Consider the following 13,804-nt stretch of genomic DNA (forward strand, 5'->3'; position numbering starts at 1 on the left):
GGCAAAGACGCGATGAACCTGCTGTATTCTAATGACCGCAAGGCGGAGTATCCGCCAAGCTGGTATGCCGCAACGGCGCACGCCTTCGACCGCCACCCGGCGCTTGAAGGCGACCATTCCGCAGACGTCTGCATTGTCGGGGGCGGATATACGGGCCTTTCGGCAGCATTGCACCTGGCTGAGGCTGGGTTCGATGTTGTCCTGCTGGAAGCTCATCGCGCGGGCTTTGGGGCTTCGGGTCGCAACGGAGGCCAACTGGGCAGCGCGCAGCGTTTGGATCAAGAGGATCTTGAACGGCTTGTCGGCGATGAAGATGCGTTAAAGCTTTGGGATCTGGCCGAAGAAGCCAAGGATCTGGTCAAATCTCTGATCTCAAAACATCAGATCGATTGCGACCTGAAGCCCGGCATTGCGGTTCTGGGCTTTAACAACTCGGAGCGCGCAGAGCTACATGATCACGCGGCGCATCTGTCGGGCAAATACAAATACGACCAAATCGAAACTTTAGATGCCGATGCCGCGCGCGGGCTTTGTCCTTCACCAGCCTATGCGGGTGGGTATCTGGACAATGGTGCCGCGCACCTGCACCCGTTGAACTACGCCCTCGGCCTTGCGCGTGCCGCTGTCAGAGCCGGGTTAAGACTGCATGAAGACACCGAAGTTCTTGGCATCGATCAGGGCGCTCGTGTTACTGTACGCACTGAAAAGGGCACGATCACTGCCGATCACGTTATTCTGGCCTGCAACGGATACCTCGGAGATCTGAACCGGCAAGTTGCATCGCGCGTGATGCCAATCAACAATTTCATCGCGGCAACCGAACCTTTGGGCGCTGAAGTGCAAAAAGTTTTGGCCAAAGATATCGCCGTTGCTGACACCAAGTTCGTGATAAACTATTTCCGGCTAAGCGCCGATGGCAGGCTGCTGTTTGGGGGTGGCGAAAGCTATGGTTATCGTTTCCCCGAGGACATCGCCGCAAAAGTCCGCAAGCCGATGACCGAGATTTTCCCGCATCTGCGTGACGTCAAAATCGACTACGCATGGGGCGGAACGCTGGGCATCACCATGCGGCGCATGCCCTATTTGACCCGGGTTGCGCCAAATATCCTGTCCGCCTCGGGTTATTCTGGCCACGGCGTCGGCACCGCGACCCATGCGGGGCAACTCATGGCATTGGCGATCCAGGGGCAGGCTGAGGGGTTCGATACCATGGCCCGCGTTCCTGCAGTGCCCTTCCCGGGCGGTCCTGCTTTGCGGACGCCGTTGCTGATACTGGCCATGACTTGGTATGCGCTGCGTGACAGGCTGGGTATCTGAACACATTCTTTACGACGAATTGGTGAAATCTCGCTGACGATGCGAATTGGGACTTGGCTTGCCTGCACATCGAATTTATATTTCCCAAAGATAAAATTCGGGAAATCCAAATATGACGCTTGTACCCAACGTTCATGAAGCCGAAGCCATCCCCGCAGCCGCCCGAGACGCAATCGACGCTCTGATGAAGTCAGGCGATCTGTTTCGCTATACCGCACCTCAGGATGCGCCCGTTGCCCTGCTGGAGGCAGAGTTTGCCGAACTGCTCGGCACAAAATACGCGCTGGCGGTCTCTTCCTGTTCTGCCGCGCTGTTTTTGTCGCTCAAGGCGCTTGGGCTGCCCCGCGATGCGCGGGTTCTGATCCCCGGATTTACCTTTGCCGCCGTGCCGTCATCGATTGTTCACGCGGATTGCATTCCGGTTCTGTGCGAGGTCGGGGACAATTATCGCGTCGATATGGCCGATTTCACGGCCAAGCTGGACAGCGTGCAGGCAGTGATCATCAGCCATATGCGCGGCCATACCTCGGACATGGACGCGATCATGGAGCTGTGCGAAGCGCGCGATATCCCGGTGATCGAAGACGCCGCCCACTCATTGGGCACAACCTGGCATGGGCGCAATATTGGCACCATCGGTAAGGTCGGCTGCTTCTCGTTCCAGTCCTATAAAATGATCAACGCAGGCGAAGGTGGCATTCTGGTCAGCGACGATGCGGATCTTGTGGCGCGGGCTGTCATCATGTCGGGCGCATACGAGCACAACTGGAAAAAGCACTCTGGCTCAACAGAGCTGGAACAGGCCTTTGCCAAATGGCAGAACCAGTTGCCACTGTATAACCTGCGCATGAGCAACCTCAGCGCCGCAGTCATTCGTCCGCAAATCCCCGAATTGGCACGCCGTGTCCGCGACGGGCTGGCAAACCATGACTATGTGGCTGATCGTCTGAACACATCGCCCTACATCGATGTCCCTGCCCCTCTGACACCCGAGCAGCGCGCACCGGATTCGATCCAATTCAATCTGGTTGACCTCAGCGACGATGAAATCCGCGCCTTTGCCGCCGCAGCCGAGGCACGCGGTGTCAAGGTGCAGGTCTTTGGACTGAGCCAGGATAACGCTCGTGCCTTCTGGAACTGGCAGTTCCTACCCGAACAGTTCGACCTGCCACAGACCCGTGCGATGCTGATGAAGGCCTGCGATGTACGTCTGCCCGTGCGTTTGAGGCGCGATGAACTGGACGTAATCTCGGACATCCTGCTGGCTTCTGTTGGCGAGGTTGTTGGCCCGGTGCCAGTCTACGGGACCTGATCGTCAGTACGATTGCAGATCAAGGTCATGAACTGAAAGTAACAATGCGTCGATCCCGTCAGGGGTTGGCGCGACGCGCGACAAAATCCCGGCAACGGCAAGCCCGGTTTCTGTTTGCATCAGAAACGGCGCACCGGAATCCCCCATCATGACGGGGCAGATCGCGCGCATCAGCCCTTGGCCGGCCTGTGCGGCATTACAGCTATCGGTGCGACTGAGCACGTGGGGCCGCAATCCGGGATAGCCCGCGAACGAGCCCATCTGCGGGACAGTCCGGGAAATATCGAAAAAACCAACCTGCTCTCCAATTGGCTCGGCCAACTCCAACACGGCCCAATCCAGATCGGCGCGATTGTTGAATACACCGTCGCGCCCCTGTTCCGAATCCAGCCGATAGGCCAATACATTGGACACGGCGGCAGCCTCGCCGCGCTGATACCCTGCGGCAAACCGGATACTGGCCGGAGGAATCCAGCGGTTGCGCGCGCTGTTGTACAAGCAATGTGCCGCGGTCAAAACCAGCCGCTCAGACACCAGCACGCCGGTACAATGGGACCGCTGGCTGCGGCTGGCAAAATTGACCCGGCCAATGGCGCGCCAGGGCGGGGTCGTTGCATCCAGAATTTCGCGCGCGCGAATCTCATCGCAGCCCGCAGCCGTATCCCGACCAATTGTGCAGATAGGTTCCCACACGGATGTAAACTGGCCTTGGGCCTGTGCAGTCTGGGCCCAGATCAACGCGCCCAGAACAGACAGCCAGCGCATCGGTCAGGCTAGCTCAGCTTCGATAGTTTTTGTTGCAGCTCGGCAAGTTGCTTTTTGATGTCGTCCAAATCCTCTTTGGGTTCGGGCGATGTTTCTTGTTCATCATCCGGCCCCGACCAGTTCCCCGACAGACCACCGGTCATGGCTTTTAGAAAGGCCTTTTGCTGCGCTTGCATCGCCTCGAATCCCGGCATCTGGGACATCGGGTTCATGGCGCTCATGTTCTCCATCATCTTCGACTGGCTTTCGCGCAGCATCTCGAATGAGCTTTGCAGGAATTGCGGCATCATGCCCCCGCCCGGCACCATGTAGCTGCGCACCAGATCGTTCAGCACATTAATCGGCAAAACATTTTCGCCGCGGCTTTCGTGTTCGGCAATGATTTGAAGCAGATACTGACGGGTCAGGTCATCACCGGTTTTTAGGTCGATGATCTGAACCTCGCGGCCATCGCGTATGAAACCGGCTATATCTTCAAGCGTCACGTAGTCGCTGGTCTCGGTGTTATACAGCCGACGGCTGGCATAGCGCTTGATCAGCAGCGGTTTGTCTTGTTCCGACACCCTGTACCCTCCCCAAGGATGATGCGTTGCAGCAGAGGTTATGCGACTGCAGAACAAAAAGAAAGGGCAGGTCAAGCGACCTGCCCGAAGCGATTACACCATTTGGGAGGAATGGGTGCTATATCGCAGCCTTACTTACTTGGCGGTTGCTGCTTTCTTTGCGGCAGCGGTCACCTCGTTGGTGGCTTTTTTGACGGCTGCGGTTGCATCTTCTGCAGCGTCTTTGCCAGCCGCCATCAGCAGCTCAACGGTTTCGGTCTGAACTTTTTTCGCGATTTCAGCGAAAGCAGCCAGGTTTTCAGCGGCAACTTCAGCCGACGCGCTTGCGAAGTCGGTTGCAGCTTTTGCGTAATCCGCAGGCTCGGTTTTTGCTTTCGACATCTCGGTCAGTTTGGCCAGGGTTTCTTTGGTCCATTTGTTCGAGATTTCAGCCGATTTCTCAGCTGCGTCCAGAGCAACACCCGACAGCTTTTCGTTCAGAGAAGCGGTCGATTTGAATGCGTCTTCCAGAGCGGTTGTGTCAACCGGGAACGCGCCCATCATGTCTTTCAGGGTCGCGGTAAAGTCTTGGGTCTTTGCCATTGTCCTAAATCCTTCTAGCCGTTCCGGGCCCACCCCGGTTCTCATCAGCTTGAAGGTAATATGATTGCTGCATTGCAGCATTGCAAGTTTTTTCTTGCTGCAATGCAGAAAAATTTGAGTTTCAAAATGATATCAGCGGTTTGCCTTGACCAAAACATAGGTACCCGGAGCCGGGCAAAGGCGTGGATGATCCGAATCGCCGGTATCGCGCGCGGGAACCTGCTTGCCTGATCGCTTCTTTAACCACGCTTCCCACATCGGCCACCACGAACCTTCGTGGAAGTCAGCTTCTTTCAGCCATGTATCAGCATCACACTTCAGCTCAGGATTGGTATAGTGACCATATTTTTTCTTACTGGGCGGGTTCACAATGCCCGCGATGTGACCGGACTCGGACACCACAAAGGTCTTCGACTTCGCGCCCATCTGCTGCACCCCGCGATAGCAATCCTTCCACGCGGCAATATGATCCGTCTCGCAGGTGATCGCCATCAAAGGCACATCGACATCCTTGATATGCAGCTTATGGCCAAGCAGTTCGAACCCGTCGTTGACGAAATCGTTGCTCTGACACAAACCGCGCAGATACTGGATCGCCATCCGACCTGGCAGATTGGCCCCGTCGCCGTTCCAGTACAACAGGTCAAACGCTGGCGGTGTTTCACCCATCATGTAGCTGCGGATCGCCGGAGTATAGATGAGATCTCTGGATCGCAGGAAAGACATCGTTCGCCCGATGATCCATGCCTTTAGAATACCATCCTTCGAGACCTGTTCTTCGATGCCATCTACAAAGTCATTTTGCAGGAACGGCGTGAACTCCCCCTGCTCACCAAAGTCTGTCAGGGTGGTGAAGAAAGTGGCAGATTTGATCGACTTGTCGCCGCGCTGCTTCATCAGCGAAAGCGTCAGGCTCAGCGTCGTACCAGCAATGCAATACCCAACTGCATTGACCTGCTTGACCTTGCAGATTTTCTTCGCCTCTTCGATGGCGGTCAGGAACCCTTCCTGAATATAGTCCTCCATCCCAATATCGGCGTGTGAGCTATCGGCATTCACCCAGCTGACCACAAACAGGGTATAGCCCTGCTCTGTCACCCATTTGATCAGGCTGTTCTGAGCCTTCAGGTCCAAGATATAGAACTTGTTGATCCATGGCGGGAACAGAACGATCGGCGTTTCGTGCACCGTCTCGGTCACCGGTTTATACTGGATCAGTTCCATCATTCGGTTGCGATAGACGACGTCGCCGGGTGTAGTTGCGATATTCCCGCCAATCTCAAAGGCACTTTCGTCAGCAAGTCTGACAACCATTTCGCCGTCATTGGCCTCAAGGTCCGACACGAGGTTCTCCAGCCCCTGTATCAGGGACTGCCCTTCGGTCTCGATCGCCTTTTCCAGCGCATCGGGGTTGGTGGCCAGAAAATTCGTTGGCGCCATCATATCTATGATCTGCTGCGAGAAATACTGCAGACGCTGCTTATCCTTGGTTTCCAGATCGTCAACCGATGCAACGGCCTGCGCGATCGCTTCGGCATTGGTTTGGTACTGCTGGCGAATGAGGCGAAAGTAGGGGTTGGTTTCCCACATTGGATTGGCAAACCGTTTATCTTTGGCAGCGGCTGGGGGTGCATCCCCGTCGCTTTGGGTCATCGCTTTCTGCGCTTCCGCAAAGTTGAGAACCGATTTTCCCCAATACTCAATTTGCTGCTCCAACAGCTTTGTGGGGTTTTGAAACGCTTCAGCCCAATACGCAGTTGCTGCTTTTGCAAAAAGCTCTTGATTCGGGCCATCCAGAGCGGGGGTGTGCGGCGTTTTTCCGGCCATGACCTCGACCAGGCGTTTGGACAGTTCTTCTACTTTGTCCATATTTTCTTTAAGTCGTTCAATATGTTCTTCGGTCAGTTTTGGCGTCTGGTCTTCGGTAGTTGTCATTTTAACAATTCCCCCCTAGTCTCGCTGCTGTGCAGAATAACGTCGTTGGCGTCGGGGGGCAAAGCGGCGAATGGTCCGAATTCTCAGGCTGATACTCAGGAGGCACATTCGATGCGCTACATGATGACCTATGACCTGATGGAAACCATGCGTAACACCAACCAATGGCTTGGTGCAACCGCAAGCGCGATGGCATCCTACCCCCTGTTCTCGATGACACCCAACCCGGCCTTCAACTGGATGGCTGCATGGGGCGAAGTAACCGAGCGCACATTTCAGCGTATGGTCGTCAAGCCTGATTGGGGCATCCGCACCTTTACCTGCGAAGACGGCAAGGACCATCTGGTCGATATCACAACCGTGCTTGAGCGTCCTTTCGGCGACCTGATCCATTTCCGCGTTAATGGACGCACAGAACAGCCACGCAAGGTGCTGCTGGTTGCGCCGATGTCGGGGCATTACGCGACCCTGCTCCGCTCGACCGTCAAAAGCCTGCTTGTCAATTGTGAGGTCTACATTACCGATTGGCATAACGCGCGCGACATTCCCGTGTCCGAAGGCAAGTTCGATGTCGAGGATTACACGCTCTACCTTGTCGATTTTATGAAAGAGCTCGGCCCCGAAACGCATGTTATTGCGGTTTGTCAGCCCGCACCGCTGACTCTGGCCGCAACCGCCTATCTGGCCGAGGTCGAGCCGAAGGCGCAGCCAAGTACCCTGACGCTGATCGGCGGTCCCGTCGACCCCGACGCAACTCCGACCGAAGTTACGGATTTTGGTCGCCGTGTAACGATGGGTCAGTTGGAAGAAACGATGATTCAGCGGGTTGGCTTTAAATACAAGGGCGTAGGCCGGATGGTGTATCCCGGCTTGCTACAACTGGCTTCGTTCATGTCAATGAATGCCGAACGTCACAGCAAGGCGTTCTCGGATCAGATTCAGCGCGTTATTCGTGACGAGGCATCCGACCACGATGCCCATAACCGGTTCTATGACGAATATCTGGCGGTGATGGACATGACTGCCGAGTTCTATCTTTCGACCGTTGAACGTGTCTTCAAAAACCGGGAGATCGCGCGCAACGAGTTCGTTGTAGCCGGCCACAAGGTAGATATCGGCAAGATCACTGATGTGGCTGTGAAATCGGTCGAAGGCACGAATGACGATATCTCAGCCCCCGGGCAATGCATTGCGGCGCTGGATTTATGCACGGGTCTGCCCGACAGCAAAAAGGCCAGCCATGTTGAACCCGGCGCGGGTCACTATGGCATTTTTGCGGGCCGCAGCTGGCGCGACAACATCCGTCCGCTAGTGATTGATTTCATGAATGAAAACAGCCGCAAACCCCGTCGACGAGCCGCCAATAGCAACAAAGTTGCATGAGCCGCGCAGCGGCAGGAGACCTTCCTTTCCGTTGCAATTGCGGCGCCCTTTCGGGGCGCATTACTGAACACGGCGTCGTATCCGGCACTCATGTCGTGTGTTTTTGCCATGACTGCCGCGCGGCTCAGCTGTATTTTGAACAGCCCGACCCTGCACCCGGCCCAGTCGAGGTGTTTCAGATGTCACCGGAAGACATCAAGATCGATGCCGGGGTCGAGCACTTGGCAGCCATGCAACTTAGCCCCAAGGGCATGTTGCGGTGGTGTGCCAGATGCTGCAACGCGCCGCTGGCCACGACGCCGACAACTCCAAAATTTCCGTTCGCGGGTTTTATCGTCAAACGTATTCCCCACCCCAGCAGTTTGGGTCCCATTACTACGCGTGGATTTGTGCCAAGGGCTGACGGCAAGCAGTCTCATGAGAAAATCCGCTATGCCGCTATGGGTCTGCTTAAACGCGTACTAAAATCGCGTCTGTCCGGGAGCTGGAAGAAAACGCCATTCTTTGACTCTGAAACCGGTCGGCCGGTGGTGCAACCAACTGTTCTGACCAAGAACCAGCGCGCGGTTTTCTACGACTAGGTCAGCCGCAGTGGTTTCCGGAGCCAATCCTGCAGCATCGCAATCACGGATTCGGGTGCTTCCAGTGTCGGATAGTGCCCGGCCTCATCAATCACGCGCAACTCTGCATCCGGAATGAGATCAGCCATGAAGGTATTCTTGCGGACCGGATTCTCCGCATCATGGGCACCGCAAATGATCAGCGTGGGCATCCTGATCCGGCGCAGCGTGCCTTGTTGGTCCGGACGGCGTTGCAGGGTTCTTATCTGACGCACAAACACATCCGAGCCCAATTCCTCGGCCATCTGCAACACTTCGTTCAAAATCGGGATGCGTTGCGGACCGGGAGACAACATGTCCGAGCCGATCAGCTTGCGCATCACTTCGTCCAACCTCCCCGCCTGCGCGCCAACGATCAGGTCTTCGCGACTCGCCGCGATATGAGGTGTGTCGGCCTGCGCATCCGTCGCCAGCAAGGCCAGTCGTGTCACCCTCTCAGGTGCTCGCCGCACGATCTCAAGCGCGACGCCACCACCCAGACCAAACCCGCACAAAGCAAACCGGTGCGGCAGTTGATCCAACAAGCCCGACGCGATCTCTTCGAACCGTTCACCGCCGGTGATCGGTGCGACCATAACTGCACGTTCACGCGACAGCGCGGTGATCTGCGCCTGAAACAACCGTGCATCGCACATCAATCCGGGTAGCAAAACCAACGGCTCGATCACCTCGGTGCCCTCCGCTCGTTGTTATTGTTTTGTTACAGGATGAGAGGTTTGCCAACGGCGGGCAAGCAAAACTTCACGGATAGCTGATCGCCCGAAACGGTGGGAAATCCGCATAGCGTTCCTGCCTTTGGCCCAGCGGTTCATCTGGCTCCGCGCCGGCCCGCAACAAGCAGCCGCGCGGGGCGATGTAGCTGTCGATCCGCCGTACAGGCTTGGGCCGCCAAACCAGATTGAACGCGCATAATTTGGGAAAGAACCAAATCTCGGAATAATCCAGATGGTCATGCATCCACCACGCCAGATCGCGCCAATCGCGCCCCTGCGCATAGCGGTCTGCAAACCACGGAATTACCACCGACGCCCCTGCTACACGTGCGTCACCTTCGCCCCAATCCCAAATGTGGCACTCCAACGGGTTGTCATTGCGGGCACAGTTCAACCTGTTCTCGTTCCCGAACCGGTTCAGTGATCGCGAGCGATAGCCCGAGCGCACCGCGATACGACCAAAGGTTTCTTCCAGCGGATCCAGCAGGGTCTCGCAAAACGCGCGCCCGGTCTCGATCGCAAGATCAGGGTTGTCGGGAATATTTTGCAATGCGTGAAAGTTCCCGATCTCGGTATATAGGAAATCACGCATGAAAAAATGCCGGGATAGTCGCACGCGACCCAACGTCTCAAGGCTCCACATACTGCCCGGTCTACGCATATTCAGCCACCGCCTTGCCTCTGAATCCCCTGCTCTGACAGCCACTCCAATATGCCCGCGACCGCCGCGTCGGTCTGACCCGGTGACATCAGACGCCCCGCGACCACGTGTGAGGCCGGATCATCCCCGGGCCCCATTGTCACCAATGAAACCATCGCCTGACCACCCCAGGTCTTGGCCGCCTCATGCATTTTATCCGGACGCACCACCTGATCATCATCAGAAAACCAGAACAGCGCCGGAACCCGCGCGCCCGAGAAGTCCAGCGCATTGACCGCATCCACAAGGGCAAACATCGGCACGACCGCCTCCCATGGATAAACGGTTGTCCAAAAGATGTTCTTCTCGGGATCAGTGCTTGAGACATCCCGGTCCTGTCCCATCAAAGGCGGCAGCCAATGCCGGGCCCACGGCAAAGATGGCACCCAGGAACCAGCCGAGTTTACGCCAAAGTTCGGCGACACCAAAACCAACGCAGCCACATCAGTGCTCAGTTCCGTGTCCATCGCAGCCGCGGCGGCCAGGGTCGCCCCCGTCGAGGTTGCGATCACAATGACTTGCTCACCAACAGCCCTGGCGGCAGCCAACGCCTCTGCTGTATCCTGCATCCAGCCCGACGCCGTACCTTCGGCCATTGCGTCCCCATCACGGCCATGCCCCTGAAGCCTTGTGTAGACAAGGTTGGCACCCAACGCGTCCGCAACGCGATCAGGTACTGGCCTGATCTCCTCGGACGTGGCGGAAAACCCATGAATGTAGAGCACTGCATAAGCTGTCCGCTGTTCAACAAAACCATCCTGCCAGATCACGCGCTTTTCAACACCTGGCACGATGTCATCATAGGCGGATTCGATGCTTTCAAAGTAAACCTGAACGCCCTCGCCAAAATTGCGCGGATCGAAACGCGGATGCAGGTCCACTGGCTCGCGCGGGCCAAAGGCGTAGATCAACACACCAACCAGCGTCAAACCCACCATCACCCGCGCCAAAACCCAGCCCAGGCGACGCATCAGGTGCATTCCAGGAATTCTCGCAGAGCCTGCTCAATCAGCCCGAGGCATCGCTCATCCGAAAACCTGTGATCCGCATCTTTGACCAGCAGCAGTTGCATGTCCGGACCAGTGGCATGATCCAGCAGGCGCACTGCCGTATCGGTCGAGACGGCCGTATCTGCTGTCCCCTGCAGGAGACGCACAGGGAAAGGCAGATCAAGCGAAGCGCGCAAAACCAACCGCTGCCGCCCATCCTCAATCATCCGCTTGGTGATGACGTAGGGCTCCATGTAGTCCGATGGCAGTTCCACATGTCCAACCGTCTCTAGTTCAGATTTCTGCTGGTCCGAAAACGACGCCCAATACCCGTCCTCGGTAAAATCTGGGGCCGCCGCAATTGTCACCATACCTGCGATCCGTTCGGGCATGACACGCGCCAGCAACAGCGCTTGCCACCCGCCCATCGACGATCCCACAACAACCAGCGGACCATCAGTTAACCGAGAAACTGCGGCCAGCGTATCCTCGTGCCAGTCCCCGATACACCCGTCAGTAAAGGCGCCCGAGCTTTCACCGTGCCCCGAATAGTCAAACCGAAGGAACCCCTGCCCGCGCGCGCGAGCCCACGCTTCCAGGTGCAGCGCCTTGGTGCCCTCCATATCTGATTTCAAGCCACCTAGAAAAACGATGGTCGGCCCGCGCCCATCACTCTTGTGATACGCCAGACGTCGTCCCTGCGCGGTTTCCAGAAATTCTGCCTCTGCCATGCTACCCTCATTGCTTGTCAGCCCATCATGCATGTCACGCACCTCTCTGCAATTGCCCGATCCTTCTTCATCTGGCTAAAAATACCTCGGGGAGTGCGAGGGGCTGGCCCCTCGCTCCTGCCCTTGACACCTGTGTCCCCACCTGCCACATGAGCCGAGCATACATAACCCGCAACCGGGCGTTCAGTGGGCGCCAAACCGACGAGGAGAGCCGATATGGCCCTGGACTCACAGTCAGTCTCCCTTACCTTTCCCGATGGCAATTCCCGATCCTATGAAGCAGGCGTTACGCCCGCACAGGTCGCCGCCGACATCTCGACCTCGCTGGCGAAGAAAGCCATTTCTGCCACGGTGAATGGACAGCATTGGGACCTGCAATGGCCCATCGAAGCCGACGCGCAAATCGCTATTCACACCATGAAGGACGAGGCGCAAGCCAATGAGCTGATCCGACACGATCTGGCGCATGTCATGGCCCGCGCCGTGCAAGAGATTTGGCCCGCAACCAAGGTCACCATTGGCCCCGTCATCGAAAACGGCTGGTACTATGACTTTGACCGTGAGGAACCGTTTACGCCCGAAGATCTCGGCCTCATCGAGAAAAAGATGAAAGAGATCATCAACAAGCGTGACCCGGTGACCACCGAGGTCTGGGATCGCGATCGCGCAATCGAGTTCTACAAGGCCAATAATGAGCCCTATAAAGTTGAACTGATCGAATCCATCCCGGGTGACGAACCGCTGCGCATGTATTGGCACGGTCACTGGCAGGATCTCTGCCGTGGCCCGCACTTGCAGCACACCGGTCAACTGCCAGGCGACGCGTTCAAGCTGATGTCAATCGCCGGGGCTTATTGGCGCGGCGACAGCGACCGCGCAATGCTACAGCGCATCTACGGCGTGGCCTTCACCGGCAAGGAAAAGCTTAAGGCTCATCTGCACATGTTGGAAGAAGCCGCCAAGCGCGACCACCGCAAGCTGGGTCGCGAGATGGATTTGTTCCACATGCAGGAAGAGGCCCCAGGGCAGATTTTCTGGCACCCTAATGGCTGGACCATCTACACTCTTCTGCAAGATTACATGCGTCGGCAACAGCGCAAAGGTGGCTATGTTGAGGTCAACACCCCTCAGGTCGTCGACCGCAAGCTGTGGGTAGCTTCGGGTCATTGGGACAAATACCAAGAGAACATGTTCATCGTCGAAGTGGACGAGGAACATGCACGGGAAAAGGCGGTCAACGCCCTGAAACCGATGAACTGCCCCTGCCACGTGCAGATTTTCAATCAGGGTCTCAAATCCTACCGCGACCTTCCTCTGCGCATGGCCGAGTTCGGATCGTGTAACCGGTACGAACCTTCCGGCGCGCTGCACGGCATCATGCGCGTACGCGGCTTTACCCAGGATGATGGCCATATCTTCTGCACCGAAGACCAGATCGAATCTGAAACCGCTGAGTTCATTCGGTTCCTGTCCGGTATCTACAAAGACCTCGGGTTTGAGAACTTCTCGGTCAAATTCTCGGACCGGCCGGAAAAACGCTCAGGATCGGACGAAGTTTGGGACAAGGCTGAAGCCGCCCTGCTCAGCGCAACACGCGCGGCTGGGATCGAGCCGGAACTCAATCCGGGTGAAGGGGCATTCTACGGCCCGAAACTCGAGTTTGTTCTGACCGATGCGATCGGGCGGGATTGGCAATGCGGCACGCATCAGGTGGACTTTGTTCTGCCCGAGCGTTTGGACGCCACGTATATCGGCGCTGATGGTGGCAAACACCGCCCAGTTATGTTGCACCGCGCGACCTTGGGCTCGTTTGAACGTTTCATCGGCATTCTGATCGAAGAACACGCGGGCAAGCTGCCGTTCTGGCTGGCCCCGCGCCAGGTCGTTGTGGCCTCGATCACCTCCGAGGCCGATGAGTATGTGGCCGAAGTGGTCAGCACCCTTCGCGCAGCAGGCGTCCGCGCCGAGGCGGATATTCGCAACGAGAAGATCAACTATAAAGTCCGCGAACATTCGGTTGGCAAAGTGCCGATCATTCTGGCCGTCGGTCACCGTGAAGTCGAAGATCGCACGGTCAGTGTCCGTCGCCTTGGCGAAAAACAGACGCAGGTCCAATCGCTTGAGGCTGTAACAAATGAGTTGAGCGTGGCTGCAACGCCCCCCGATCTGCTGTAACATTCGGCAGCAAACCGCT

General features: G+C 56.9%; 13 protein-coding genes. 5 read left to right on the top strand and 8 right to left on the bottom strand.

The genetic code is table 11. From position 1 onward, the window contains the following. Nucleotides 1-12: 12 nt before the first annotated feature. Both ACR0DK_RS13680 and ACR0DK_RS13685 read left to right on the top strand, forming a co-directional pair. Entirely contained in the window at nt 13-1,317 is a 1,305-nt protein-coding gene (locus ACR0DK_RS13680; protein WP_170817600.1) for an NAD(P)/FAD-dependent oxidoreductase, read from the top strand. 112 nt (nt 1,318-1,429) lie between these two features. Beyond that, nucleotides 1,430-2,629 (top strand): DegT/DnrJ/EryC1/StrS family aminotransferase, encoded by a 1,200-nt coding sequence (locus tag ACR0DK_RS13685; protein ID WP_480736583.1) that lies wholly within the window; start codon nt 1,430-1,432, stop codon nt 2,627-2,629. Nucleotides 2,630-2,632: 3 nt separating this feature from the next. Here the strand turns inward: ACR0DK_RS13685 and ACR0DK_RS13690 are convergent, their stop codons facing one another. From ACR0DK_RS13690 to ACR0DK_RS13705, 4 genes are all read right to left on the bottom strand, one after another. Then, nucleotides 2,633-3,394, bottom strand: a complete 762-nt coding sequence (locus tag ACR0DK_RS13690) for a trypsin-like serine peptidase (protein ID WP_480736585.1) — start codon at nt 3,392-3,394, stop codon at nt 2,633-2,635. A gap of 8 nt (nt 3,395-3,402) precedes the next feature. Further along, nucleotides 3,403-3,957: a polyhydroxyalkanoate synthesis repressor PhaR gene (gene phaR, locus ACR0DK_RS13695; RefSeq protein ID WP_170393618.1), complete on the bottom strand. Its 555-nt coding sequence runs from the start codon at nt 3,955-3,957 to the stop codon at nt 3,403-3,405. 135 nt (nt 3,958-4,092) lie between these two features. Continuing rightward, on the bottom strand, nt 4,093-4,539 hold the full coding sequence (locus tag ACR0DK_RS13700; RefSeq protein ID WP_029621740.1) for a phasin family protein: 447 nt from the start codon (nt 4,537-4,539) through the stop codon (nt 4,093-4,095). Between the two features lie 132 nt (nt 4,540-4,671). After that, complete coding sequence (locus tag ACR0DK_RS13705) at nt 4,672-6,474, bottom strand: PHA/PHB synthase family protein (RefSeq protein ID WP_480736587.1); 1,803 nt, start codon at nt 6,472-6,474, stop codon at nt 4,672-4,674. A gap of 111 nt (nt 6,475-6,585) precedes the next feature. On the opposite strand from ACR0DK_RS13705, the gene phaZ reads away from it, so the two are divergent. Both phaZ and ACR0DK_RS13715 read left to right on the top strand, forming a co-directional pair. Further along, nucleotides 6,586-7,857 carry a polyhydroxyalkanoate depolymerase gene (gene phaZ / locus ACR0DK_RS13710; RefSeq protein ID WP_170393624.1) on the top strand — a complete coding sequence of 424 codons (1,272 nt, stop codon included), beginning with the start codon at nt 6,586-6,588 and terminating at the stop codon, nt 7,855-7,857. Beyond that, nucleotides 7,854-8,438, top strand: coding sequence for a DUF6151 family protein (locus ACR0DK_RS13715; RefSeq protein ID WP_170393626.1), 585 nt, complete (start codon nt 7,854-7,856; stop codon nt 8,436-8,438). The genes phaZ and ACR0DK_RS13715 overlap by 4 nt, the downstream gene beginning before the upstream one ends. On the opposite strand, the gene ACR0DK_RS13720 is transcribed toward ACR0DK_RS13715, so the two are convergent. The 4 genes from ACR0DK_RS13720 to ACR0DK_RS13735 all read right to left on the bottom strand — a co-directional run bounded on the left by ACR0DK_RS13720 (nt 8,435) and on the right by ACR0DK_RS13735 (nt 11,610). Continuing rightward, complete coding sequence (locus tag ACR0DK_RS13720) at nt 8,435-9,145, bottom strand: alpha/beta fold hydrolase (RefSeq protein ID WP_170421006.1); 711 nt, start codon at nt 9,143-9,145, stop codon at nt 8,435-8,437. The genes ACR0DK_RS13715 and ACR0DK_RS13720 overlap by 4 nt on opposite strands. Before the next feature lie 73 nt (nt 9,146-9,218). Continuing rightward, nucleotides 9,219-9,833 (bottom strand): hypothetical protein, encoded by a 615-nt coding sequence (locus tag ACR0DK_RS13725; protein WP_223118287.1) that lies wholly within the window; start codon nt 9,831-9,833, stop codon nt 9,219-9,221. Between the two features lie 20 nt (nt 9,834-9,853). Beyond that, a complete protein-coding gene (locus tag ACR0DK_RS13730; RefSeq protein WP_480736590.1) occupies nt 9,854-10,861 on the bottom strand; it encodes an alpha/beta hydrolase in 1,008 nt (335 codons plus the stop codon). Beyond that, a complete protein-coding gene (locus tag ACR0DK_RS13735) occupies nt 10,861-11,610 on the bottom strand; it encodes an alpha/beta fold hydrolase (RefSeq protein WP_480736592.1) in 750 nt (249 codons plus the stop codon). Before ACR0DK_RS13735 ends, ACR0DK_RS13730 begins: the two co-directional genes overlap by 1 nt. Before the next feature lie 216 nt (nt 11,611-11,826). Here ACR0DK_RS13735 and thrS point away from each other — a divergent pair, with 216 nt between their 5' ends. Then, nucleotides 11,827-13,785, top strand: coding sequence for a threonine--tRNA ligase (gene thrS / locus ACR0DK_RS13740; RefSeq protein WP_170626089.1), 1,959 nt, complete (start codon nt 11,827-11,829; stop codon nt 13,783-13,785). Nucleotides 13,786-13,804: the final 19 nt, after the last annotated feature.

It is taken from the genome of Ruegeria sp. CE6 (genome assembly GCF_056537485.1).